Source organism: Aphanizomenon flos-aquae FACHB-1287 (assembly GCF_014698755.1).
Classification (GTDB): domain Bacteria; phylum Cyanobacteriota; class Cyanobacteriia; order Cyanobacteriales; family Nostocaceae; genus Dolichospermum; species Dolichospermum flosaquae.
On sequence record NZ_JACJTO010000005.1, the window covers coordinates 1 to 26354 of the forward strand.

A 26354-nucleotide genomic window follows, 5' to 3' on the forward strand; every position below is an offset into this window, starting at 1 on the left:
TTTGTCTTATATCAGTCGAATATGCTGCTGCCATATATATCTCAATTATTTTCTTTTTTTTCCATCTTTAAAGTTTACCATCTTTGTACCGCTTTTGATCTCAAACTGCTGTAATTGCTACAATGTGAATCTGATGGGGTGGAAAATGCCGCCCCCAGATTATAGATACTGTTTAATTGAAAATACAATCCATAGAATAAACATAATGGCAGAAGTGTTGAATGTTAAGATTTTGAGGATTGTGTCCAAGTTGTGCATTGGTATTGGTGATACCAAATTTGATCAATTAATGACTCTATTCTCAATAGACAATGGATTTTACCTGGGTAAAACACAAAGATTGTAAAGTTTTATTGCAGGATTCAACACTTGTGACATAATGGTTACTATTTAATAATTCAATGGATTGAAATATAAGAATTCTTTACAAGAACTATTGTGAATTTGTTTAATCAGGTAATTCTTTTTTGGCACAGATAACGGTAAGCTATTTTTAACAATATTAAATCAAGATAAATTTTCATTATCTGTCATGACTAGATTGAGAGGGATCAACGCTAGTCAGTCTGTTTTCTTTAATTTTTGCTGGAAACTATAGGAGTAATTGAATGGATCAGTATTTGCTAGACACTATTTGGCTAATTCCAGTTTATGCTTTAATAGGTGGGCTTTTGGCCATACCTTGGTCGCCGGGAATCATTCGCAAAACAGGTCCCCGACCTGCGGGATATGTCAACGTAGTGATGACCTTTTTCTCCTTTTTCCATGCAGTCCTTGCTTTCTTTGCTATTTGGAATCATCCAGCTAAAGAAGTATTTATTCCTTGGCTATCTACCGCAGGTTTAAACCTAACCATTAATTTAGAAATTTCTGCTGTCAGTGTGGGGGCATTAATTGTTATTACTGGCTTGAACTTGCTGGCGCAGATATACGCTATTGGTTACATGGAAATGGACTGGGGTTGGGGACGCTTCTTTTCCTTATTGGGATTATTTGAAGCTGGTCTTTGTGGCTTAGTTTTGTGTAACGATTTATTTTCCACTTATGTAATTCTGGAAGTCCTCACCTTGGGAACTTACCTATTAGTAGGTTTGTGGTTTAGTCAACCCTTGGTAGTGACTGGGGCGCGAGATGCTTTTTTAACCAAACGAGTGGGAGACTTGTTTTTATTAATGGGTGTCTTAGGACTTTGGACACTTTCCGGGACTTGGAATTATTCGGAATTAGCTACATGGGCGGCCACGGCTAATGTTGACCCCACAATTATTACCTTAGTATGTTTGGGTTTAATTGCTGGTCCTATGGGTAAATGCGCCCAATTTCCCCTACATTTGTGGTTAGATGAGGCTATGGAGGGACCAGTTCCCAGTACGATTTTGCGGAGTTCGGTGGTAGTGGCCAGTGGGGCGTGGGTGTTAATTAAATTACAACCTGTATTCAGTTTATCTCCTGTTGCAGCTTCTGTAATGGTGGCTATTGGTACAGTAACAGCTATTGGTGGGGCGTTAATTGCGATCGCCCAAATTGACATTAAACGCTGTTTATCCTATTCTGTTAGTGTTTACATGGGATTGGTATTTATTGCGGTAGGTACACAACAGAACGAAGCTGCATTATTATTAGTTCTTACCCATGCTGTATCCGCTGCATTGTTAGTTATGAGTACCGGGGGAATTGTTTGGAATAGTGTCACCCAAGATGTTACCCAATTAGGTGGATTGTGGTCACGTCGTCCCATATCCGGTTTAGCCTTTATTGTCGGGACCTTAGGTTTAATAGGTTTTCCGCCTTTAGGTAGTTTTTGGGCACTATTTAAACTAGCTGATGGTTTATGGGCAACACATCCAACTTTAGTAGGAATAATTATTATTGTCAACGGCTTAACTACCTTCAGTTTAACTAGGGAATTTAGTTTAATTTTTGGTGGTAAACCTAAACAAATGAGTGAACGTTCTCCTGAAGCTATTTGGTTAATGGTTTTGCCAATGGTGATTTTATCAGGCTTTGTTTTACATCTGCCTTTAGTATTACAAAGTTTATCATTACTGCCTGATTGGGCAACATTAAATAAAGATGTTGCACTGCTATTGATTTGGTCAAGTATTTTCGGTTGCAGTATTAGTAGTATCATCTATTTAGGCAATATTCCTAAACCAATTCGTCTACCCTGGCAAGGTTTACAAAATTTATTTGCTTACGATTTTTACACCCCTAAATTGTACAAAATTACAATTATTTTTGGTGTTGCCCAACTTTCTAAATTTGCCGATATGTTGGACAAATTTGTAATAGATGGTATTGTCAATTCTGTGGGTTTATTCTCTCTATTGGGTGGTGAAGGCTTAAAATATAGCAATAATGGACAAACTCAATTTTATGCCTTGACAGTGCTTTTAGGAGTGGGTGTTTTAGGCACTTGGTTGACATGGCCTTTTTGGGGTGTACATCTCATGAAATTCATTTTTTAATTTGCACCTGACTTATAGCATTACCAATTACCAATTACCGATTTATAAATATGTTGAGTGTTTTAATTTGGCTACCAATTATAGCCGCTATAATCATCGGTTTTTATCCAGCAAAAGATATTCCGGCAAATAGAATTCGGTTAGCATCTTTAACCGTTACAGGTTTAGTTTTGCTGTGGAATATTTTCATTTTGTTAAAATTTGATATCAACAATCCAGGGATGCAATTTACAGAATATCTACCTTGGAATGAAACATTAGGTTTGAGTTATCATCTAGGAGTTGATGGATTATCAATATTAATGTTAGTATTAAATAGCTTTCTAACTTGGATTGCTATTTACAGCAGCAGTAAAGATACAGAACGTCCCCGGTTATTTTATTCCTTGATTCTGTTCATTACTGGTGGAGTTGCTGGTGCTTTCTTATCACAAAATTTGCTTTTGTTCTTCCTATTTTATGAATTGGAATTAATTCCTTTTTATTTACTAATTTCCATTTGGGGAGGAAAAAATCGGGCTTATGCGGGCATGAAATTTCTGATTTATACAGCAATTTCTGGGGCGTTAATTTTAGCCACATTTTTAGGAATGGTATGGTTAGGTGGTTCTCACAGTTTTGCTTTTGATACTGTTGCCACTGCAAACATTTCTGCGGGAATGCAATTAATATTATTAGCAGGAATAGTTTTAGGTTTTGGCATCAAAATTCCGTTAATTCCCTTTCATACTTGGCTACCAGATGCTTATGTAGAAGCTTCTGCACCTATTGCTATTTTATTAGGTGGAATATTAGCCAAATTGGGAACTTATGGACTATTAAGATTTGGTTTGGGAATGTTTCCCCAAACTTGGCATATTATCGCCCCAACATTAGCAATTTGGGGGGCAATTAGCGCGATTTATGGAGCAGTTGTAGCCATTACCCAAAAAGACATTAAAAGGATGGTAGCATATAGTTCTATCGGCCACATGGGCTATATTTTACTAGCAGCAGCAGCGGCCACACCCTTAGCCTTAGTTGGCGCAGTAGCCCAGATGTTTAGTCATGGAATTATTCTCGCTATTCTCTTCCATTTAGTGGGAGTTATTGAAACCAAAGTTGGCACAAGAGAATTAGACAAACTTAATGGTTTAATGAGTCCTATTCGTGGTTTACCCCTAGTTAGTGCCTTACTCGTTTTAGGTGGAATGGCTAGTTCAGGTATTCCTGGTTTGACAGGTTTTATTGCGGAATTTATTTCCTTTCAAGGCAGTTTTTCCAGCTTTCCAATTTCGACAATTTTATGTGTAGTTGCCTCTGGTTTAACCGCAGTTTATTTTGTTATTCTTCTTAACCGTACCTGTTTTGGTAAGTTGCAAAATAACTTAGCCTATTATCCCAAAGTTCTCTGGAATGAAAAATTTCCCGCGTTGATTTTGGCATTCTTAATTATCTTTTTGGGAGTACAACCGACTTGGTTAGTGCGTTGGAGTGAAACTACAACTACCGCTATGGTGACAGCAATTCCCACTATCGAAAAAAACCTAATTGCGGAAATTGTGTTGAAGTCCAATTAACATAAAAACGGCGGTTATAAGCCGCATTTATATGGGCAAAACCCACCTCTGTGGGTTTCAAACACCGGATTTTTATTAGTCCTCCTAGGTAGACTTCATTTGTGTAACCGCGAATTATTCGCCTTTTATAAATAACCCAATCCAAAAATGTTATGGTACAAACTCCAGAAAAACCAACTAAAATACCACCTTCAAAACACGAATTTGCCGAAATCATTCATCGTTTAGAATCTGGCGGTTCAATGTTACCAGATACCCCAGAAAACTTAATGCAAATTATCGGTATTTATAAAGCCTATGCCGTACCGATGGATTTTTATTGGCGAGATTTATTATATATTGCCGAAAGGGTATTTTTAGACCCTTTACCAGCTTTTAAATACTTCCTACCACAAGAATATTTAGACCTCCATAATCACTATGCAGGTGATGATGCTGATTTAAGAATTTGGCGAGGTGTAGCTACTGCACACCCAGAACTTTTGGCATTTATGGAAAAGGGTGAAACTAGGAAAATGCCGAAAATTTTCCATCATTTATTCCATGATAGAATCAATATGGAATTTGCAGAAGCTTGTATGCAAGCTATGTTTTGGCATCGTAAAATGTACGCACCAGTTAACCAATTTGATAGTTATTTAGATTCAGCAGAATATAAAGCTAATGCTGATAAAGCAATTAAAGCTTATTTTCGGAAAAATCCCCTCATGTCAGGACTTTATAAACTGTTTCCTGAGATGTTTTTGGAACAGTGCCGCATGATGTCCTATTATTCTAACTTAGGACTTTTTTGGGAAGTTATGGCACCGGTATTTTTTGAAATGTCAGATATTTATGATGAAGGTGGTTTTAAAAGTGTACCTGATGCCATGAATTTTCTCATAAATGGTATATTTGCTATTGCTGGTCGTCCTATTTATCATCATGTTTATATTGACGGTAAATGTTATGAAATAATCCCCAAATCAAAAGGGTTTACCTGGTTATATGAAGCCGCTTTACCCTACGTTGAAGCTGTTTTTTATCGCACCGCACCATTTAGAGGTACAAAGTCATATAATGCCCAAGCCGGAGAAGTTCCAGAAGATCAAAAAGACTTCCATTATGGTATTCTTTATGCTGATGTATTTCCCGTCGGTACAGCGGGTATTCCTCCCACTTTATTAATGCAAGATATGCTGCATTTTTTGCCCCAATATCTTGTTGATTATTACCAAGAACATTGTCGAGGAGAAGAGGATATTTTAATTCAATTGGGGATTACTTTTCAACGTTCCATGTACAATGTAACATCGGCCGTAATTCAAGCTTTAAGAACTGCCTTATTGTATCCTTTAGATGATGAAAATCCCCAGCATTTACAAGCAAACCGAGAATTTTTTGAAATGCAGCTAAATCGCTTTACTCGCAGTGATTATAATATGCGTGATGCAGCGAGATTGAGAGATATTCAAAGACAGAATTATAGATAAATTACTTTCACTACCCGCTCTTTCTCTTAATAGATTTAATGATTAAGAAAGAGGCGGGTATAGGCTTATTAATGTCTAATTTTGATGTTCTTGTCCATGATTTTTACAACCACCCTGACCATGATGGTGTTCGTGATTATGCCCATTAGCGCAGCCTTGAAGGTCTTGCTGCATGAGTTTTTCACTCATTTCTTTAAAAGACTCGTCTACGGCTTTTAAGCCTATCCATGCGTCAATTTTCTCGACATCAAAGCCTACTTCTCTTTTATCTCCTACTTGTATCAATGGACGACGAATTAATAGAGGATCTCTAAGCATCATTACCAACGCATTTTCAGCACTGATGTTTTCAGGATTTACCTCTCCTGATTTTATTCTAGGTGCGGCTTTATTAAACCATTCAATGACCGGGCGATTACCAAAAAATGACCGCAATTTTTCCGCTGTCCAAGGTTCTGTTAATAAGCTATATGCTACCACTTCATGACCTGCGGCTGTGAGTAATACTTTTTGTCTAGTATTGTTCTTACAACCTGGTTTTTCATAGAAAATTACTCTAGTCATTGCTGTTTCTCCTATAAGGTTATTGGATGTTTGGAGAGGAAGTAATTAACCGCAGATGAACGCAGATAAACGCAGATGGAAGATGATTATTTTGATTGATAGCTAACATTTAGATCCCTGATTTCTAAGATTATCATTTATTGACAATATGTAAAAAGCAGTCGGGAATCTTATTTTCTATGATATTTATCAGCATAATCTGTTATTTCTTTTTTTGCCACTATCTTTAAAATTTTTTAGCACTGTGATTAGTTATGTCAAATTCAAATCTCTGTTTTGGATTTGTTTCCCCATAAATATTAAATGTTACTGTTGGTTCTTCACCAATAGCTTGAACTTGATGTATTGTTTGAGGTGTAAAACTAACAATATCACCGGGGGATAAATTTATTTCTCCTACTTTTTCAATTTTATTAGGAAAATCTGAGTTTGAACTACGTCGCCAAAATGTGTTTTTTTCCTGACCTTTTAAGATTGCGACTACTCCCCATGTTCCATGATTATGAATATTAGAATTTGTCCCTGGTGCAAATGTTACTGTTTGCACAGTTAAGGGAAATCCTAATTCATTATATAACAGTAAAACCGAGATTCCTGTTTTTAAATCAGGTTGTAAGAATTGACTTTGTACCCAATAGGAATTGATAATTAATCGTCTTACCAACATTCTAATTTCTGGAAGTCGAGTTGATTGATCTTCAACATTGTTAAGCACGTCTTCGAGTTCGGTTAAAAAACGATATAGACGATAATTATCACGCAATAAATCCCATGTTCTCGCTGATTTACAAATTTGATACTGTCCATTTTCAGCAATAAATAAATCCCGGCCTTGCATAATTTTTAAAATATTGACTGTGGAGAATTAGGTAAAAAAATCAGAGGAGGAGAGGTTTGAGGTATTTTAGTTATAGGAGTAATTGGAGATGTAGGTAGTCCAGGTAAAATCACCGTATTCTGGTTAGAAAATGACGATATTAGCTGGGAATTTGAGTTGATAGATAGCCAATTATTCATGATTTGTAATTTAGTGATTAGTTGTTAGTTGTAGGAGTTTTTGCCTATTCCCAGATTTAATCATTTTCTTCTGGTGGACGAGTTAAAATATCAAGAAGAATACCAGCACCAAAATCGTTTTTTTCATCAATACTTTTTATTCTGGTACTAATTTCTTTTGCTTGTTCTATTCTTCCTAGTTTAGTTAATACCAAACCAGAAGCAGCATAAGCAGTTAAGAATAATCTAATTTGAGATTCTTCATGACGGTTAATTAGGATAGGTTGAAGTTCTTGCCAATTATCAGGTAGATTTTCCTCTTCTCTAATTTTAGCAATGATTTTCTCTGCTGTTGTCAGTGCAAAAACATAATTATTTTTGTAGTAAAAATATCTATAAGCTGCAACTAAAATATCTGTATTATCTGCTGTTTTAGCTAAGGCTTGTTGCATATATTTTGTAGATTCTTCCGTATTTTCCCAAGTTTTTACAGCTAATATCAATAATTCTTTGACATCATCAATTCTTTGACATCATCTGCTACATTGAACCATGAATAGCTATTTGTATCAGTTTGCATAATAGGTAATTAATCCCATTTGTTATGGCATATTTGGGATTTCTCATGTCTATTATAGCAGTTCTCCTATTTTTGAGGTACAAAGTTTTTTAGTTTTATGGAATAGGAGTACCGATCCAAAATTCTTCCCTATCCTATCCAAATTTCTTGAGCAAAACCTATTGCTAATTTACCAAGTAAGGTAATAAACAAACCCATAATTAAATAAGCTTGACGGGGATAGCGAGATAAACAGATACCTATAGCTGCACTCAAAGGCACAATTCCATAAGCAAGACGACTTAAAGAAATTGTCCCCCCAGAAGCTAAAAGTAAACCAATACCACAAAAACCATAAATTACCATAATGGGAGTTAATTGCTTACGAAAACACCATAAAAGGTAGCTGCTACCTAAGATCATAGATACGTTAAGCAAATTGTTTATTAATCCTTGATCTGCAATTATTAAGCATAATATGACTATGGCATAAAAAGTATAGAATATCAAGGGATTGAAATATTTACGCCAATATAATAAACAGCAAGAACTAATCACAATTAAACTAAAAAACAGCGGATACCAAAGGTCTTTAATTCCACCTTGATCATTTTCAACCCAACCAAAATACCAATTTTGACCAAAAAGAATTTGCATGAACATATTTAACCAACCTTCCCAATCAAAACCAAAAGAAGGCCGCCATCCTTTCTGGGCAGCAATAAAGGCTAAAAAGTCATGAAAATTTAGTTGACAATATAGGCTAAATATTAATAAACCTGTGGCAGATAATAAACCTACAATATAAGCAATTGGTGGTTTATTTTGTCGCCAAGCTGTAATTAAAAATGCAGGAATTAATGCCATTCCTGTGGGACGTGTTGCAGTTGCCATTGCTCCACAAATTGCTGTCCAATGATATTGTTTTTGATCAAAGGCACGTAAAGCGATTGTACTCAATAACAAATATAAACCTTCTGTGTAAATTACTCCTGTAAATAGAGACATGGGACAACAAGTTATGACAGCAATTGTCCAATGAGCAGCACTGATGCCACATTGTTTTTTTACCCAAGAATATAAACAATAAACTGTACCTAAAAATGCCAAATTATTGATGATTAATCCGGCTATTTCAAAGGAAAAACCCAATTTCATGAACATAAAAATGCTAACAGGAAATAGGGGGAAAAATGCTAAATTATGTTGTTTGCCATCATTAATAAATTCATAACCTTCAGTAGCGATCGCTCGATAATGTACACTATCCCAAGCATCAAAAATCCCCCAGCCAAAATGGGGCGTAATACCATCTGGTAATGCTGGTAAATTGGGGGCAATCAAAAACATCGCTATCCCCATCAATAGACGACTTACAAGCCACATAGACACGGGAAACAAGAAATCATCTGTCCAAATAAATTTGGCGATAGCTGCGGCGAGGGTAGATATGGCCATTCGCGCTTTAACCATAGGTTTCTGTTTTTTCTGACTCGGAGGTAATGATAATGGTAGTTTTAAGTAATGTTACGCATTTATGGCCAAAATAGCAAAGGTTTTGATCGCAGTTAATTGATTGTCGGAATTCCGCTGATCAATGAGTCCCAGTCCATTTATAGTGGGAATTAACTGTTAATTCTTAAAAAATTGTGAAACCTATTACTTTACTTGGTTCTACTGGCTCAATTGGTACTCAAACCTTAGATATAGTCTCTGAACACCCGGATAAGTTCCGCATTGTCGGATTAGCTGCTGGAAGGAATGTGGAGCTATTCGCGGCGCAAATTCGCCAGTTTCGTCCCCAAATCGCTGCCATTTCCGCTGCGGAGAAATTACCAGAACTCCAAGAAGCTATCAAAGACCTCGACCCTCAACCTATTTTACTGACTGGGGAAGCGGGAGTGATAGAAGTTGCCCATTATGGCGATTCTCAAACGGTTGTTACTGGTATTGTTGGTTGTGCGGGTTTATTACCTACTATCGCAGCCATTGAAGCTGGTAAAGATATTGCTTTAGCCAATAAAGAAACTCTGATTGCGGGTGCTCCTGTGGTGTTACCTTTGGTGAAAAAACATGGGGTAAAACTATTACCCGCAGATTCCGAACATTCGGCTATTTTTCAATGTTTGCAAGGTGTTCCTAAAGATGGTTTACGGAAAATATTACTTACTGCTTCTGGTGGTGCTTTCCGAGATTGGCCTGTGGAAAAATTAGCAGCGGTAAAAGTTGCTGATGCTTTGAAACATCCTAACTGGTCAATGGGGAGAAAAATCACGGTAGATTCCGCAACTTTGATGAATAAGGGTTTGGAAGTAATTGAGGCTCATTATTTGTTTGGTGTAGATTATGATAACATCGAAATTGTCATTCATCCGCAAAGTATTATTCACTCTTTAATAGAATTACAAGATACTTCAGTTTTAGCCCAATTGGGTTGGCCAGATATGCGTCTACCTTTGCTTTATGCTTTATCTTGGCCAGAGCGAATTTACACTAATTGGGAAAGATTGAATTTAGTTAAATCTGGTGATTTAACTTTCCGTGAACCGGATCATCTAAAGTATCCTTGTATGCGTTTAGCTTATGCTGCTGGTAGGGCTGGTGGTTCTATGCCGGCGGTTTTAAATGCGGCTAATGAACAAGTTGTGGCGTTATTTTTAGAAGAAAAAATTCACTATTTAGATATTCCCAAATGTATCGAATTTGTGTGCGATAGTCATCAAAATGATAACAAACAAAATCCCTCTTTAGATGACATTTTAGCAGCAGATAAATGGGCTAGAGCAGAAGTTTTTACAGCTATGGAAAAGGTAACAACTCAACCACAGATAATTTCTGTGGGTTAAACGTTTACCCCCCGGTTTATTATCGGGGGATATTAACTAATAACTGAATTTATTCAGACTATTGCTCTTGTTTAATAATTGCTAATTTCCAGCTAAAAATATGAAGTTTAGCTTCATCAAATACAACACAGAGACGGGCAAAATTAGCCGGACAAAAAAATAGTAAATATCTTTTACTTAAGAATAAAGATAAGTTAACCAAAGAGCAATTAGAGCAACTCATTAAAGTTAAAAATTTCGGCTCTTGCGTCCCTTTTGTGGTAAAAACTAAAATCACTAAAATTTAATGCTGATAAATTTAAACAATAAAAGCTGAAAACTTTATCCCTGTAAAAGTTTGCAAACTTTTAGATATAAGTGAATCAGCATAAGAGTATAATCATAATTATCAAATACAAAAGTTTTAGGGATAGTAGCGATCGCATGCCCGATAGTTTCCCCTTGATCTACTGTGCCAATTTCTGGACATTCAGCAATGTAAACATCATCTTCTTTGTACAAAATAACTGTAAAGATGCGATTTTTCATCGTTTCTTATCCTCTAAAGCTTGCTCTGAAAATTATAACATCACTGTTTCCTATCGCACTTTATCAATCCAACCTACAAGCGATTCCTACGGAGCGCTTCGCTATCGCACTTTATCAATCCAAACTACGAGCTATCTAACCTACGGGTAAACTAACAAGTCAAGGTTCTTGAGAAAGAGATAAGATACGCTGATATAGCTGGGGACTGATGCGAAAACCAGCCCGGTTGATCAAAGCATCCATAACAGGTTGAACTTGAGGGATAAGACTTCTTTGTTTAGCAACAAGTAGAATACCCAGAATACCAATAATAGGTATCCCAAGCCGGAGAGCTTCTTGCCGTCCCAAGCGTTCATCAATGAGCAAATCATCGGCTTGTAGCTCAAGTGCCAAGGCTATAGCATTTGCTTCTCCAACATCAAGTCCGCGTTCCTGTTGAAGCTGGTTAGCAAGTTGGAAGTTGTTGAGGAATTGGCTTTGAATCCAGTCCAGTTGGAGAATAGCTGAAATAGTAGGATTGCTGGCGGCTACCAGTTCGCTGGCAACCACGTCGGGAATGATAACCTGATGGTAAATAGCTTTTAGCAACCCAAGATGATCAACAAGGGCAAGATTCGACAGAGCAGAAGTATCACTGACGACAATCATAGCCAGCCCCGACTCCGCAAGTGTTCAACATCCTGCTCAAAGTCTTCCACATCGTAATGGACACAAACATTGCGGTCTGCGAGCAGCTTTTGAAAGTTCATTATGTCTATTCCAGCAATTTTGCTGGCGCGGCTGAGGGAAATCCGCTGCTGCTGGAATAGGGCAATGGCTATTTCCTGAAGCCATTCACTCTGGTTAAAAGTTTCAGTTTTACTGAGGCTATCAGGTAGGTTCAGGGTAATTTGCATCAAGTTGTCCTCACGCAGTCACTTCTAATTTTAACTTTATCAATCCAACCTACGAGCGATTCCTGCGGAGCGCTTCGCTATCGCACTTTATCAATCTAACCTACAAGCGATCGCACTTTATCAATCTAACCTGTGAGCGATCGCCCCCAAATCAAAACCAAAATATCACAATATTGTCCGATCCAATACTTTGTTATATAGAGATCGCACTGTCCGCTCTCTCCGAAACAAATCCAATGTACTCAAAGACCGACTTTGAATACCGTTGCAAATCATATTCTATCTCTTCCAAAGATTTATTCTTGAGGTCTGAAAAGAATGAAAACTTTGCCAAAGCGTCATCAACTTTTCCTACATGCTTGATTTTATTATTCAGAACTCTGCATTCATCAATATTTTGATAATTAAGATAAGTAGTTATGTCAATATTCAATTTCTTGTATCGTGCTATTTTTTTATCCCAAACGTGCGAAGACTCGGAATAAGCCATACCAAGCTGTTTTTCTAAAGAGAGTAGGATTCGACTAGTGAATTGTTCAACTGTTGCCCAAAGTGAAATAACAAACGAACTGTTTGCAAAGTATTTAGTTCGGGCTAACATCAAATCATTGTTATAGATGAATTCCCTTACCCTGGAAAACGAAATTTCAAGTTGCGCTAGTTCATCCTCATCTGAAGATTCGTCATATTTTTTTTTCATTTCCTTTAACTCTTTTGTAAGGCTTTCAACATGCTTATCTTGTTGAACATGCTGAGAATAATACATTTGGTAAAATGTACATAAATCCGCGTGATAAAAGATTAAACTATTGAAAATGATCAGCAGATCACTATTCCGTAATATTGGAAATTCAGGTTTATCTTCTGGATTTAGCTGCATGATCGACAGAATAGGTGTATTCATTTAGCTTTCCTTAATGATTTTTTATACAGAGATAGCTTCACAATTATTCATCTTACGCAATTCTGTGTACTACTTCAATGGTCAGATGACTGAAGTTTAATACCCAAAACCTGAGTATAAGCACCTCTAGCTTGAGTTACACCAATTGTCCGCTGTGCTGATTCTATCATCGGACGGCGGAGACTCACAACTATAAACTGCGCTTGTTCTGCCTGTTGTTTAATCATTCTCGCTAGTCGTTCCACATTTGACCCGTCCAAAAACATATCCACTTCGTCAAAGGCGTAAAATGGAGATGGACGATAACGTTGTAGGGAAAATATAAAACTTAATGCAGTTAAGGATTTCTCTCCCCCTGACATAGAAGCAAGCCGTTGTACAGGTTTACCTTTGGGGTGTGCGACTAGGTTTAAACCACTGTTAAAAGGATCTTCGGGATTATCTAGTTGTAAATAACCGTCACCATCGGAAAGAATAGCAAAAATTGATTGGAAATTCTCATTTACTGCGTCGAAAGCTTCTTTAAATGCTTTTTGTCGGAGGGTGGTAAAGTTTTCAATTCTTAATAATAATTCTGTTCTTTCCCCTTCCAAAGTCTCTAATTTTTCCGTAAGTTCTTGAAGACGACCTTGGACTTTATCATATTCTTCTAAAGCTAACATATTTACAGGTTCCATTGCCTGTAAACGTTTGCCTAAACTCCGCAATTCTTTTTGCAAATCTTCTAAATTAACTTTACCAGGAACTTCTGGCAGCGGACTGGGTAATTCTGCACCTAAATCTCGCAGTTGGTTTTGTAGCGCTATTAAATCTTCCCGGCGTTTTTCCTGGGTTTCTCGTAGTTTCTCAATTTCCCATTGTAACTGTTGTTGACGCAATAAAAGCGATCGCAATTCTATTTCTACTGTATCTCGGTTCTTTTTCTCTTCCCCTAAATTTTCCTCTAATTTCCGCAAATTAGTCTGAATTTCGGTAATTAAAGCATTTAATTCTTCAAGTTGACCATTAACTGTTGTTTGTTGCTGTTTTCCTGTCGTCTCTTCTTGCTGATATTGAATAACTCTGATTTGGGATTCTTCTATTTTTTCTTGTAACCGCTGTTGTTGATTTTCAAGATTTTGTAATTGTTGTTTAACATCTGTTAACGCAGTTTCCCGTTGTTGTAATTCCTGTTCCTGGTTTTTAATAATAGCTTGGATTTGTTGCCATTCGCTGGGGGTTTGAGAAGATTCTAACTCAGCTAAAGTATGTCTCAATTGTTGTAATTGAGTTTCCTGTTCTGGCAATTCCCGATTTAAAATTTCTAAACGGGATTGTGCCGATGTAAATTTTGCCGTATTTTGAGAAAGTTGAGTGCGATTATGTTCAAACTGCGTTGTTAAACTCTTAATCTCTTTTTGTAACTGTTCTAAATATAATTGTTGTTCCCAGCGTCCTTGACGCGCTTCCGTTAACTCCAGGGAGAGGGTTTTAGTACGAATTGCTAAAGTAGAAATTGCTTCTCCACAACGCTCTAAAATACGATCAATATCTATTAAGCGAGATTTCAAATTAGCGACCTCTTGAGATTCCCCCGTTTCTCCTTTATCAAAACGTAAAGATGAGCGTTGACTACCACTACCTCCAGTCATTGCTCCGCTAGTTTCCAATAATTCCCCTTGTAAAGTGACTATACGATATAGTCCCATATTTTTTCGTGCTTGAGCAAGAGTAGCAAAGACCACCGTTGCGCCGAAAACATAGGCAAAAACATCACGATAACGGCGATCGCATTCTACCAAATTTACCGCATAATTAACAAAACCATCAGCTAAAGGCAAAGTTGCATCCTGAGTAAATTTAGGGACTTTAATTTTATTTAAAGGTAAAAAAGTTGCCCTCCCAGCCCGTTTTTGTTTTAATAGTTCAATTCCCGCTGATGCTACACTATCATCTTCAACGACAATATGCCCTAAACGTCCACCCGCAGCCATTTCTAACGCCAATTGATACTGAGAATCCACCTTAGCCAACTGCACCACCAAACCACACAAGCCGGGCATTTCCGACTGTAAAATTACCTTACTAGCCTGTGTTCCTTGGATCTCCTGTTGTGCTTGTGTTTGTGCTTCTAATTTATCTAACTGACGTTGTTTGTCTCGTTGTTCTTGTAAAAGCCGCTTTTGGGTATCTTGTTGAATTTGTAACTCTTGTTCCGTCGCGGCCAGATTTTCGGCTAAATTCTGAATAGGTTGACTAGAAGCATGAAATTCCAGGTCTAACCGCCCAAATTCCCCCTTTTTTCCAGCTAATTCCGGTTCTAAAGTCCCAATTAATTGAGACTGCTCAGAAATCAACAATTGTAATTGAGTATTACGCTCCTGTAATTGCGCTTGTTCTGTGCGTTTGGGTTCGACAATATGCAGTAAAGATTCAATAGAACGATTCAAAGCCGTTTGTTGTTGTACCCAAGCTTCCGAAGCAGTAGCAATTTCCGCAGCAGCTTGACGAGAACTTTCTAAATTTTGTTGAGCGGTATCACGTTCTGATTGTAGAGACGTTACATTTACCGTTTCTACATTTTGTTTTTTCTTAGCTTCTTCTAAATCAAGTTGATATTGTTGAATTTCCTGATAAGTTTGATTTAATCTTCTTGTAGACTCTTGAACAGATGTTTCTAACTCCCGTTGTTGACGTTGGAGTTGCTTGCGTTCCGCTTCTTGGGTAGCGAGATTAGACTGAACAGCAAGAAGTTCCTCCTCTCCCAAAGCTTTCACACGGAGATTTAGCTGATCTAATTCAGTAGTTTTCCGATTAATTTGAGCATTAGTATCCGTTAACTCAGTAGTAAAATTACTTAAACTGCGATCGCCCTCTTGAACTTGTGCAACCAGCTTTTCCTGCTGTAATTGGAGAGAACGCCAAGATAAAACCGCTGACCAAGATTGTTTTTCAATAAACTCAACCCGTAATAATTGATACTTTTCTGCCCTAACCTTATCTTGAGAAAGGCGATCGCATTGTATACTTAACTCAGTCTGAATAATCCGACAACTATCCTCCTTATCCTTGACCTCATCCAAGGTAGACTTAGCTTGAACAATTTTCCGATCATAAGTCGCCACCCCGGCCAACTCATCAATAATTTCCCGACGTTCCCGCGCATTCATAGAGATAATACTTGTCACATCACCCTGTAGAACCACATTATAGCCTTCAGGATAAATCCGCAACTCTTCCAAATCCTCATGTAACTCAGTCAGAGTACAAGCCACACCATTAATATAATAATTAGACGTATACCCCCCTTGCTGAGACACACGTAACCGCCGGGTAACACTCCAGTCAGAGGATTTAGGCTTTTCTTCCTCCTCTTCCTCCTTCCGCGTCTTTGCGTCTCTGCGAGAGACATCAGAAATATCAAAAGTTACAGTTACACTAGCTTCCAGAGCCGAACGTCCCTGATGTTTTTGAGCATTATTAACCAAATCTGGTAAACGTTCCGCCCGCATACCCTTAGAACTAGCCAGGCCCAAACAAAACAGCAAAGCATCAAGAATATTTGATTTTCCAGAACCATTAGGACCAGATATGACAGTACACCCCGGTAGTAAAGGGACAGCAGTAGTCCCACCGAAGGATTTAAAATTGGTAAGTTCAACGCGCTTGACATATACCATGAGGAACTGGTTAAGTATAATCTAGATTAATAGATAAGTGTACCAATAAATTTATGGAAATTAAAACGCCAGACTGGGTTAAACACGCGGTTTTCTATCAAATATTTCCCGACAGATTTGCTAGAAGCCAGCGTTCTCGTCAGGGCTTCTTAAATAATACCAATTTAGAAGCCTGGGACGCACCACCTACATATCAGGGTTATAAAGGTGGTGATTTGTGGGGGGTTTTAGAGCAATTAGACTATATTCAAAGTCTAGGGATTAATGCGATTTACTTTACACCCATTTTCCAATCTGCTAGTAATCATCGTTATCATACCCATGATTATTACCAAGTTGATCCGATGTTAGGGGGAAATCAGGCTTTGCGAGCATTAATAGATGCAGCCCATGACCGCAATATGAAAATAGTTCTTGATGGCGTTTTTAATCATTCTAGCAGAGGGTTTTTCTTTTTTCATGATGTTTTGGAAAATGGTTCTAATTCTCCTTGGGTAAATTGGTTTAAAATTATAGACTGGCCGCTGGCACCTTATGATGGTAATTTACCGGCTAATTATCATGCTTGGGCAGGAATTCGCTCTTTACCGACTTTTAACCATGATCATCCAGATGTTAAAGAGTATATCATGAAAATTGCTGAATATTGGCTAGAATTTGGGATTGATGGTTGGCGTTTAGATGTACCTTATGAAATTAAAACTCCTGGTTTTTGGCAGGAATTTCGCCGACGAGTTAAAGGTATTAATAGTGATGCTTATATTGTGGGTGAGGTCTGGTCAGATGCCTGTGAATGGCTTGATGGGACGCAATTTGATGGGGTATTGAATTATTTATTTAATGAGGCTACTATTGCCTTTGCAGTGGGGGATAGGGTTGTTTTAGAGCAGGTGAAATATAATAGTTATTACCCCTATCCTGCTCTAGATGCGGCTGAATATGCTAATAAGATTCAAGCCATTTTAAAACTTTATCCCTGGGAAATTCAACTAACTCAATTAAACGTGCTTGGTAGTCATGATACATCTAGATTAATTACCATTGCTGATGGGGATCAAACTAGTGTAGAATTATGTAATTTGTTATTATTTACCTTTCCTGGTGCGCCCAGTATCTATTATGGTGATGAAGTTGGTTTACCCGGAGGAAAAGATCCTGATTGTCGGCGGGTTTTTCCGCCTGAATCTGTATGGAATCAAGAGATTTTAAATACTCATAAACAATTAATTTCTCTGCGTCAAAATTATCCAGCTTTGCGAATTGGTAATTATCAAGTTCTTTATGCAGTAGCAACAGTTTATATATTTGTGCGAAGTTTAGAAAGGGAAGAATTAATTATTGCTGTAAATGTGGGAACTGAATCTATAATGGTGAATGTAGATTGTCGTAATTTACAAAATCAGCCTCATCAAGTTTTATTTGGGAATGGGGAAATGATCCAGAAAGGTGAAAATGTTTGTTTAACTATTCCTCCCCGGAGTGGTTTAATTTTGGCATAAATGTTAAGATACTAATTTAGAAATGATAGATGATATTTTTTTGCCTGTTCTGGGTAATCTAATACTATTAGGAGTAATGCTGATAAGTTTGACAACAGCAATGTTTGGTATATGGCTAAATCGGGGGATGATTACTTAAATAAGCGGAGCAAGCAAATTGAACAAAAGAAAAGAATTTTTTCTTATATTTCTGCTCTGTCTTTTGGTGGTTCAATTTTGTTCGGGGGAGTTAGTTTTATTAAAGAGGCTTGGGAAAAACCTCAGCAAACAGTGGTAAAATCAGCGGAAACCGAGTTACAGAAACAGATTAAGGGTTATGAATTAGTTTTACAGCGTGAACCTAATAATCAATTAGCACTGGAGAAGTTGTCTATTATTCGGTTAAAGTCGGGGGATAATCAGGGAGCGATCGCATTAATGGAAAAGCTGGTAAAATTATATCCAGATAGACAGGATTATCAGACTGTTTTGACGGATGTAAAAAAGAAAATGGTATCAAAATAAATTAAAAGGGAAATTATGGACACCCTCAAATTGAATCTGGGAATACAATTACCAGATCATAATCAGTTACCCTGTGAAGATGGAACATTTGTGAAAAACTTTCAAGAACATCCTCAAAGTATTCTATTAACAGAATCTATCTGGTCAAAATTACAAGAAATTCATCCAGATAGACAATTTTGTATCGGACAAGATAGCGGTATTTATTGGCGAATTACAGACCCTCCAGAAAGAGGAGCAGAAGCACCTGATTGGTTTTATGTTCCTGACGTACCACCTACTTTAAATGGTCAAATGCGCCGTTCTTATGTAATGTGGCAAGAATTAGTAGCTCCTTTAATTGTGATTGAATTTGTATCAGGTAATGGTAAAGAAGAACGAGACGAAACTCCATATCAGGGGAAATTTTGGGTTTATGAAAAAGCGATTAGAGTGCCTTTTTATGGTATTTATGAAGAGAAAAAATCATCTCTGGAATTATATCATTTAATCGAAGGACAATATCACCTAATGCCACCTAATGTAAGAGGTCATTATGTAATTGAAAAAATGGGTGTTGAATTAGGAATTTGGCAAGGAATATATAAAAATGTCGAGTTACCTTGGTTAAGGTGGTGGGATTTAGAAGGTAATTTCTTATTAACAGGAGAAGAACAAGCTGAACAGGAAAGACAACGGGCTGAACAGGAAAAACAACGGGCTGATAAATTAGCAGCGAAATTGCGGGAATTAGGCGTTAAATTTGATGATTAAGCAATTTCATATAATGGGATCTTGCGTCCCTTTTATGGAGAATTAATACTAAAGTGCCAGTTTAATAAACTACGTAATCTAAAATTACTAAAATTACGAAATCCATATCCAAGTTTTTTGATTAATTTGAGTTTATTATTAATTCCTTCCACGGTACCAGTAGTAGTTCTGCCGTCAAAATAACCTACGACTTCACCAAACCATCTAACCATTGTTCCTATACTTCTGGGAAAATACTTCATTCCATCATACATCCAATCTAATAAATTCATGATATTTTCACCCCCCAAGACTTAGTAGATTCAAATATGTCTCGAAATTCTTCTTTTAGTGCGTACATTTTCGCCAGAATAGGGGAAACTTCTTGAACATTATTTAATCTTCTTTTCTGTTGTTCATTTAAAGAATCTTCATTTTTTATTAAGCTATATTTGCTTTTATTTAATCCTGCTAATATTCGCTCCCGCTGTAATTTATTATCTAAATCCATGGTGGCTTTCTTTTCAGATTTACGCATAGCATCTAAATTCATCATTTACTTGTTTCATTACATGAAATCTATCAGCAGTTATATTTGCATTTGGCATTAATTCTTCTACTAAACTTTTATAAAGTGACCAGAGATCGATGCTCACTTCAACTATTTGTTCAAGTATCTGAGATCCCCATTTTACAATAACTTCACGTATTTCTTCTATTCTTCTTGACTTCACCAATTCAATTGGTTTACGAGTATCTATGGCTAATCTTTTAGTATATCCTTTACTTTTATCTACAAAATTTAGCTTTTCACTAAAGACCTTCTTACACTTGAATTGACGGTGATTTATTTTTAATAATTTTTCACTATAAATCATGAATCATCCGCCAATGATTTTGATGTATACTATAGGTAGTTTTTCCACAGTCTGGACAAGTAGAATAGTTGACAGCCTTCTCTATTGTTATAATTATTTCTGCCCCTTTCTTGAAAATCTAACACTTTCATCTCTAGGAGATTGAGAATTTGATCTACGCTAAATTTCATAACTATCCTTAAAACTTTTGTATTTGATAATTATGATTATACTCTTATGCTGATTCACTTATATCTAAAAGTTTGCAACCTTTTACAGGGATAAAGTTTTCAGCTTTTATTGTTTAAATTTATCAGCATTAAATTTTAGTGATTTTAGTTTTTACCATAAAAGGGACGCAAGAGCCAAAATTATTTGCTCCGAGGGTGATAATTTAGGTTCTGGATATATTCAAATATGTTGCTCATAATAGGCTGCTAACAAATACTATTGTATATTCTTTTATCACGCTTTGATTTTTTTCGGAGACGTCTATTTTAATTAAATTATAACACAGTTCGCTTTTTTAAATATCCATAATATGCTACTATCTAAAAAATAATACAAAAAAGCAGTTATGGCAACAGATGATATTTTTGCAACCGCAAATCAATCCTTATCTATCCCAAAAGTCAACATTTTGACCATGTTTCGGCTAGGATTATTTCAAATGGGGTTAAGTATGATGTCTATCTTAACTTTAGGTGTACTGAACCGAGTCATGATTCAGGAAATCGCAATTCCAGCAACTATAGGTAGTTTAGTATTAGCAATACCCTATTTTATAGCCCCAACAAGAATTTTATTTGGACAAATATCCGACAATAAACCCTTATTAGGTTATCATCGTACAGCTTATGTCTGGGTAGGAGCAGGAATATTTGCCATTGCTGCATTTTTAGCAGTACAAATAATGTGGCAGTTAAATGGCGCTAATATTGGTGATACGTGGGTATGGACTAACCAAACAATCGGTTGGACAGGAGTTCTGGGTTTAGTTTTCGCAATTTACGGTTTAGCAATTTGTGCTAGTGGTACAGCTTTTGCAGCTTTATTAGTTGATATCTCCGAAGAAGATAACCGTTCTCAAGTTGTCGGAATTGTTTGGTCAATGTTAATGGTAGGAATTATAATTGGAGCAATTATCAGTTCTACGATATTAAAAGAATTAACTGCAAATGCACCGATAGAAACTTTACAAGCGGCAATTAATCGTTTATTTGTGATTGTTCCGAGCATAGTTTTTAGTTTAGCAATTATTGCCACTGTAGGGGTAGAAAAAAAATATTCCCGATTTTTTAATCGTGTCAACCCAGGAAATAGAGAAGATAGTATTACCTTAAAAGATGCTTGGAAAATTTTAACAGCTAGTCCACAAACAGGCTTATTTTTCACATTTTTATTAGTGATGACTATTAGCTTGTTTATGCAAGATCCTATTTTAGAACCTTATGCGGGACAAGTATTTAAAATGTCCTTAGCAGAAAGTACCAAACTCAACGTTTTTTACGGTACAGGGATATTAATTTCCTACGGAATTACAGGTTTTTTCATTGTCCCTCGGTTAGGTAAACGCAGAACTATAAAATTAGGTTGTATTTTAGTCGCATTTGCGGCATTATTAATAGCTTGTTCTGGTTTCTCCGCAAATCCGTCTATACTGAAATCAACTTTAGTTTTATTTGGTTTAGCGACTGGTTTTGTCACTACCGCAGCGGTTACTTTAATGTTAGACTTAACAATTGCCGAAGCCGCAGGTACATTTATTGGCGCTTGGGGACTTGCTCAGTCTATGTCTAGAGGCATAGCAACTGTAACTGGTGGTGCTATTTTAGATATAGGTCGTAAGTTATTACCAGATAATTTAGTCTTAGCTTATGGCATGGTATTTGGATTAGAAGCTGTAGGAATGTTGATATCAATTTGGTTTTTAAATCGTGTGAATGTGACAGAATTTAAAACTAATACAAAACAAGTTTTAGCTTCTGTTCTCGAAAGTGACTTAGATAATTAACAACTAACAACTAACAATTGACAACTGACCACTGAACACTAACAACTGACCAGGGATACATTCTATGAGTTACTACATTGCTCCCAGTTTTCTTGATAAACTTGCAGTACATATCACCAAAAACTTTTTGAATATTCCCGGTATTCGAGTTCCCCTAATTTTAGGTATTCATGGGCGCAAAGGTGAGGGTAAAACTTTTCAATGCGAGTTAGTTTTTGAAAAAATGGGTATCGGGGTAACTTTAATATCTGGAGGAGAATTAGAAAGTCCAGACGCAGGAGATCCTGCGCGGTTAATTCGGTTACGATATCGAGAAACAGCAGAATTAATCAAAGTCCGGGGGAAAATGTGCGTACTGATGATTAATGATTTAGATGCAGGTGCGGGACGTTTTGACGAAGGAACTCAATATACAGTAAATACTCAATTAGTAAATGCTACATTGATGAATATTGCTGATAATCCCACAGATGTCCAATTACCCGGAAGTTATGATTCAAATCCTTTATGTCGTGTCCCGATTATTGTCACCGGTAATGATTTTTCTACCCTCTATGCTCCATTAATTCGTGATGGGAGAATGGATAAATTTTACTGGGAACCCAACCGCGATGATAAGATAGGAATTGTCAGCGGAATTTTTGCACCAGATGGACTTTCACAAGGAGAAATTAGCCAATTAGTTGATACTTTTCCCCATCAATCTATTGACTTTTTTAGTGCTTTGCGTTCTCGGATTTATGATGAACAAATTCGTAATTTTATCCATCAAATCGGTTTTGAAAATGTCTCTTTACGAGTTGTCAATAGTTTAGAAAGACCCCCAGCTTTTACCAAGCCAGATTTTACTTTATCTCATTTAATTGAGTCTGGTAAATTTATGGTAGACGAACAAAAACGGGTAGAAACTTCTCATTTAGTTGATGAATATAATCGTTTAAATCGCCCAAAAGGTTATCAATCAACTGCTCCCATTGCGGAACTTCCAGTTAATAAACCTGTGATTAATCAACCCACCCATTTAAGTTTAGAAACTCAAGAACAAGTTCGACAAATTTTAGCTCAAGGTTATAAAATTGGGATTGAACACATTGATGAAAGACGTTTCCGTACAGGTTCTTGGCAAAGTTGCGGTTCTTTTTTTAATATTGATGCCCATTCCGATGCTATTTCTAATTTAGAATTTTGTTTATCTGCATATAGCGGTGAATATGTGCGTTTAGTAGGAATTGACCCACAAGCAAAAAGAAGAATAGTAGAAACAATTATTCAACGTCCCCATGGTAAGTAATTAGTATTTTTTGAATGTAGAGACGTTCTATAAAACGTCTCCGATTGAATTTAATATTTAGCTGACAGGAGTTAAAAATAGTTTAGCTTCTGCCTGTCTTCTCCGTTTCAATCCCGCTTCTACATTGCTACCAGGATTTCTGTATTTTAGAAAAGTTTCTTCAATTTCATCCCACTTTTTATCTCTCAAAACTCTAGTCATACTTGAGAAGCCAGAACCACCATAGAAATTAGCTCCCAAGTTATAAGCAAAGCTTAATAAAGCACCCTGTTGATTAGCATTTAATTCATCCCAAACCGGAATTTTTTGCAGTGGTGGGAGATAGCTATTTTCTATCTGAATCATCAATAAATCATCTGCTTCTTGTTGACTAATACTTTCACCTAATTTCCAGTTACTACCATCTCTTTTTTTAGTACAACCCCAACCAATGGTAATAGGTAAATTACCACTTAAAGGATCTGGATAAGCTTTTAAATAACAACCTTCAAATTGTTTAATTAGAGGAATTGCTGGAAGTGGTAGTTTTCCAGTTGTACCACCAAAATATGATGAAGTAAGAACGCTAGAAGTTGGAGATGATATAGATGATACCGCGCTTGTTGTTACTTGTCCAAGAGCATCATTTAAGGCATTTTGAGTATTTTTTCCAACTATACCATCTACTTCAAGCCCTTTTTGACTTTGAAATTGTTTGACGGCTTTGAGAGTATTATTACCAAAATCACCATCTATTCTCCCTGGATTGAGATTCAGTACCGTTAAGATTTCTTGTAGTTGTTGAACTTTTGGTCTTTTTGCACCTTGTCTGAGAGTTTCGTCCAAGTTTAATTTATTGAGCATAATTTTATTCTGGTAGGTTGGATTGCATTCAGTTTAATTATTCACTAAGTATATAGTATGCAGGTGTATCTTCAATATTATACAAATGACAAAAATTGACAAAAATATATGAATTAACCGGGATACCATAACAAAGCATGATATTTTAAACTAAATGAAACATTACTAATCTCAGAATACTTGTCTAAAATATGCCTTGGTTTGTCAAAATTGAAACTGGTAAAGTTGATAAACCCACCTTTGATCAATATGTACCTGCCCACAAGTCCTACGTAAAAGAGTTAATTACTAAGGGTCACAAAGCTAAAACAGGTTATTGGTCACAAAAGGGTGGTGGAATGATGTTATTTGAGGCGGAGTCAATGGATGAGGCACAAGCAATAGTAGGGGCTGATCCCTTGGTACACAACGATTGTGTCAGTTATCAACTATTTGAATGGCAAATTGTTGTGGAATAGTACACCAATTTTAAATTTTAGTGTTATGATGATGGAAGACCTGGATCTATGCAACTGCAACGCCCAAATCTTGTCAGGACCGGAAGGTAGCAGCAATAAGGGATGCTTGCAGTAGGCGTAGTCTCCGGGTCGCCTTATTTTTAGGAGCTTTCAGCAGCAATGCCTGGTTTTGGAGATATTGTACAAAAAGCTTTTTATCTCGGTGTGGGGTTAGCCTCTTACGCCAGTGAAAAAGCTGGGGGGAAGTTAACCGAACTGCGATCGCAAGTCCAAAAATTAGCAGATGAAATGGTAGCTAAAGGCGAGATGAACACAGAAGAAGCTCGCCGCTTTGTCGAAGATATGATGAGACAAGCACAACAGCAATCAACATCTGGACAAGCACCTGAAAAAACAGCTTCTTCTGAACCCCGTCGGATCGAAATTCTCGAAGTTGATGAAGAACCAACTGTTAAGGAGGAGCAAAAAGAAAATCAGAAGAATAAACAAAATGGCGATAATGTAGATCAGCTACGTAATCAAGTGCTAGAACTACAGGAAGAGTTAAAACGGCTGCAACGCGAACCATAAAAGCAATTTTTTACTTTGGGTATTGGGGACATTTAGTTCTGGAAAAATGACGCTATACCCAAAATAGTCTGATTTGCGATTACCAACCCTTAACCCTAGAACTTCCTGTCAGACGGTTTTAACCGTCATGTTTTTAGCCTTTGAGAGTATAATTTATGGAAAAGTGGCAAAAAGACTTAATCAGCATGATCGAAGCTGTTGCTGATGAAGTAGAGCAGTTCTTCCTGGGAATAAATGACATGGTAGACGCTTTTTTTGAGATTACGGAAGAAGTTACCGAAGAAGTACAAAGCACACTTGCGGCTGATATTGATGCTTTCACTACCTTGCACGAACAATTTTTACAAGACTTAACTGAACCAATTTTAGGAATTTATTGGGAAGATATCTCAGAAGATTTAGATCCGGGTTTTCCGTATAAAGTAGAAGCTACACTAGAAAAGAATATTGCTTGCATTGGTTGTAGCAACTATCATGGACAAGTTTATGGTGGGAATTTATTAGTCTGTGGTATGCACCCTCATGGTTCAGATGATGGAAATTGCCCAGACTGGGAAAAAGAAATTGATTGATACTCTTGGATCTTGTGCTTTAAACTTACCGAATATTTCTGTCTGTAAATAACTTGTCAATCTGGGGAAAATGTGAAAGAATGTTAAGTTAATAATTGTGAGTCTCTGCATTTCTTTTTACTAACATCATGAGTAGCTTTGCACCTGAAACTGATTCCCCAGCAAGTCAAGAAATGAAATATGGTGAACGGGAAATTATGGAAGGTAATTTAATTACTTTTCCTAATCCCCGTATTGGAAGACGCTATGATATTAATATTACCTTACCGGAATTTACTTGTAAATGTCCATTTTCCGGTTATCCTGACTTTGCGACTATTTATATTAGTTACATTCCAGATCAACGGGTGGTAGAGTTGAAAGCGCTCAAGCTTTATATTAACAGTTACCGTGATCGCTATATTTCCCATGAAGAAACAGCCAATCAAATTTTAGATGATTTTGTCGCTGCTTGTAATCCTTTGGAATTGATTGTAAAAACAGATTTTACCCCCCGTGGAAATGTGCATACAGTGGTTGAGGTTAAATATCTACAGGGAAGTTAGTGGGGAATCTGGGGGGAT

23 protein-coding genes, 1 other RNA gene and 1 pseudogene are annotated in these 26354 nt (G+C 36.8%); 14 read left to right on the plus strand and 11 right to left on the minus strand.

Annotation, left to right across the window (positions count from 1 at the left end):
• Positions 1 to 608 precede the first annotated feature (608 nt).
• The 3 genes from H6G44_RS03525 (at position 609) to H6G44_RS03535 (ending at position 5499) form a co-directional block, all read left to right on the plus strand.
• Positions 609 to 2468, plus strand: coding sequence for an NAD(P)H-quinone oxidoreductase subunit F (locus H6G44_RS03525; protein ID WP_190384991.1), 1860 nt, complete (start codon positions 609 to 611; stop codon positions 2466 to 2468).
• A gap of 50 nt (positions 2469 to 2518) precedes the next feature.
• Positions 2519 to 4027 carry an NADH-quinone oxidoreductase subunit M gene (locus tag H6G44_RS03530; RefSeq protein WP_190384992.1) on the plus strand — a complete coding sequence of 503 codons (1509 nt, stop codon included), beginning with the start codon at positions 2519 to 2521 and terminating at the stop codon, positions 4025 to 4027.
• 152 nt (positions 4028 to 4179) lie between these two features.
• Positions 4180 to 5499, plus strand: coding sequence for a CO2 hydration protein (locus H6G44_RS03535; RefSeq protein WP_190384993.1), 1320 nt, complete (start codon positions 4180 to 4182; stop codon positions 5497 to 5499).
• 75 nt (positions 5500 to 5574) lie between these two features.
• Here the strand turns inward: H6G44_RS03535 and H6G44_RS03540 are convergent, their stop codons facing one another.
• The 4 genes from H6G44_RS03540 to H6G44_RS03555 form a co-directional block, all read right to left on the minus strand.
• Complete coding sequence (locus H6G44_RS03540) at positions 5575 to 6063, minus strand: ArsC/Spx/MgsR family protein (RefSeq protein ID WP_190384994.1); 489 nt, start codon at positions 6061 to 6063, stop codon at positions 5575 to 5577.
• Between the two features lie 226 nt (positions 6064 to 6289).
• Positions 6290 to 6901, minus strand: coding sequence for a cysteine dioxygenase family protein (locus H6G44_RS03545; RefSeq protein WP_190384995.1), 612 nt, complete (start codon positions 6899 to 6901; stop codon positions 6290 to 6292).
• A gap of 235 nt (positions 6902 to 7136) precedes the next feature.
• Entirely contained in the window at positions 7137 to 7511 is a 375-nt protein-coding gene (locus H6G44_RS03550; protein WP_390802700.1) for a hypothetical protein, read from the minus strand.
• 257 nt (positions 7512 to 7768) lie between these two features.
• A complete protein-coding gene (locus tag H6G44_RS03555) occupies positions 7769 to 9091 on the minus strand; it encodes a hypothetical protein (protein ID WP_190384996.1) in 1323 nt (440 codons plus the stop codon).
• Positions 9092 to 9267: 176 nt separating this feature from the next.
• Here H6G44_RS03555 and H6G44_RS03560 point away from each other — a divergent pair, with 176 nt between their 5' ends.
• Positions 9268 to 10464: a 1-deoxy-D-xylulose-5-phosphate reductoisomerase gene (locus tag H6G44_RS03560; protein WP_190384997.1), complete on the plus strand. Its 1197-nt coding sequence runs from the start codon at positions 9268 to 9270 to the stop codon at positions 10462 to 10464.
• Between the two features lie 321 nt (positions 10465 to 10785).
• Here the strand turns inward: H6G44_RS03560 and H6G44_RS20140 are convergent, their stop codons facing one another.
• The 5 genes from H6G44_RS20140 to smc form a co-directional block, all read right to left on the minus strand.
• A complete protein-coding gene (locus H6G44_RS20140) occupies positions 10786 to 10992 on the minus strand; it encodes a type II toxin-antitoxin system HicB family antitoxin (RefSeq protein WP_242031624.1) in 207 nt (68 codons plus the stop codon).
• A 159-nt stretch (positions 10993 to 11151) separates the two neighbouring features.
• On the minus strand, positions 11152 to 11580 hold the full coding sequence (locus H6G44_RS03570; protein ID WP_242031625.1) for a DUF3368 domain-containing protein: 429 nt from the start codon (positions 11578 to 11580) through the stop codon (positions 11152 to 11154).
• Positions 11581 to 11636: 56 nt separating this feature from the next.
• Entirely contained in the window at positions 11637 to 11888 is a 252-nt protein-coding gene (locus H6G44_RS03575; protein ID WP_190384999.1) for a UPF0175 family protein, read from the minus strand.
• A gap of 193 nt (positions 11889 to 12081) precedes the next feature.
• Positions 12082 to 12792 carry a hypothetical protein gene (locus H6G44_RS03580; protein WP_190385000.1) on the minus strand — a complete coding sequence of 237 codons (711 nt, stop codon included), beginning with the start codon at positions 12790 to 12792 and terminating at the stop codon, positions 12082 to 12084.
• A 74-nt stretch (positions 12793 to 12866) separates the two neighbouring features.
• Positions 12867 to 16451 carry a chromosome segregation protein SMC gene (gene smc, locus H6G44_RS03585; protein ID WP_190385001.1) on the minus strand — a complete coding sequence of 1195 codons (3585 nt, stop codon included), beginning with the start codon at positions 16449 to 16451 and terminating at the stop codon, positions 12867 to 12869.
• A 53-nt stretch (positions 16452 to 16504) separates the two neighbouring features.
• On the opposite strand from smc, the gene H6G44_RS03590 reads away from it, so the two are divergent.
• The 3 genes from H6G44_RS03590 (at position 16505) to H6G44_RS03600 (ending at position 19207) form a co-directional block, all read left to right on the plus strand.
• Entirely contained in the window at positions 16505 to 17950 is a 1446-nt protein-coding gene (locus H6G44_RS03590) for a glycoside hydrolase family 13 protein (RefSeq protein WP_190385002.1), read from the plus strand.
• Positions 17951 to 18061: 111 nt separating this feature from the next.
• On the plus strand, positions 18062 to 18454 hold the full coding sequence (locus tag H6G44_RS03595) for a tetratricopeptide repeat protein (protein ID WP_190385003.1): 393 nt from the start codon (positions 18062 to 18064) through the stop codon (positions 18452 to 18454).
• Between the two features lie 15 nt (positions 18455 to 18469).
• The gene (locus tag H6G44_RS03600) at positions 18470 to 19207 is read left to right on the plus strand and encodes a Uma2 family endonuclease (RefSeq protein ID WP_190385004.1); all 738 of its coding nucleotides are present in this window, start codon (positions 18470 to 18472) and stop codon (positions 19205 to 19207) included.
• 32 nt (positions 19208 to 19239) lie between these two features.
• Here H6G44_RS03600 and H6G44_RS03605 read toward each other — a convergent pair.
• Positions 19240 to 20234: pseudogene (locus H6G44_RS03605) on the minus strand (transposase).
• A gap of 386 nt (positions 20235 to 20620) precedes the next feature.
• Between H6G44_RS03605 and H6G44_RS03610 the strand changes: the two are divergent.
• Positions 20621 to 22057 (plus strand): BCD family MFS transporter, encoded by a 1437-nt coding sequence (locus H6G44_RS03610; protein ID WP_190385005.1) that lies wholly within the window; start codon positions 20621 to 20623, stop codon positions 22055 to 22057.
• A gap of 64 nt (positions 22058 to 22121) precedes the next feature.
• Entirely contained in the window at positions 22122 to 23348 is a 1227-nt protein-coding gene (locus tag H6G44_RS03615) for a ribulose bisphosphate carboxylase small subunit (protein ID WP_190385006.1), read from the plus strand.
• Positions 23349 to 23405: 57 nt separating this feature from the next.
• On the opposite strand, the gene H6G44_RS03620 is transcribed toward H6G44_RS03615, so the two are convergent.
• Complete coding sequence (locus tag H6G44_RS03620) at positions 23406 to 24191, minus strand: glycoside hydrolase family protein (protein WP_190385007.1); 786 nt, start codon at positions 24189 to 24191, stop codon at positions 23406 to 23408.
• A 191-nt stretch (positions 24192 to 24382) separates the two neighbouring features.
• Here H6G44_RS03620 and H6G44_RS03625 point away from each other — a divergent pair, with 191 nt between their 5' ends.
• From H6G44_RS03625 to queF, 5 genes are all read left to right on the plus strand, one after another.
• Positions 24383 to 24649: a YciI family protein gene (locus H6G44_RS03625; RefSeq protein ID WP_190385008.1), complete on the plus strand. Its 267-nt coding sequence runs from the start codon at positions 24383 to 24385 to the stop codon at positions 24647 to 24649.
• Between the two features lie 37 nt (positions 24650 to 24686).
• An RNA gene (gene ffs / locus H6G44_RS03630) (signal recognition particle sRNA small type) lies at positions 24687 to 24783 on the plus strand.
• A 25-nt stretch (positions 24784 to 24808) separates the two neighbouring features.
• Positions 24809 to 25219, plus strand: coding sequence for a phasin family protein (locus H6G44_RS03635; RefSeq protein WP_190385009.1), 411 nt, complete (start codon positions 24809 to 24811; stop codon positions 25217 to 25219).
• Positions 25220 to 25374: 155 nt separating this feature from the next.
• Positions 25375 to 25791 (plus strand): hypothetical protein, encoded by a 417-nt coding sequence (locus H6G44_RS03640; protein ID WP_190385010.1) that lies wholly within the window; start codon positions 25375 to 25377, stop codon positions 25789 to 25791.
• A gap of 128 nt (positions 25792 to 25919) precedes the next feature.
• Positions 25920 to 26336 carry a preQ(1) synthase gene (queF, locus tag H6G44_RS03645; protein WP_190385011.1) on the plus strand — a complete coding sequence of 139 codons (417 nt, stop codon included), beginning with the start codon at positions 25920 to 25922 and terminating at the stop codon, positions 26334 to 26336.
• Positions 26337 to 26354 lie beyond the last annotated feature (18 nt).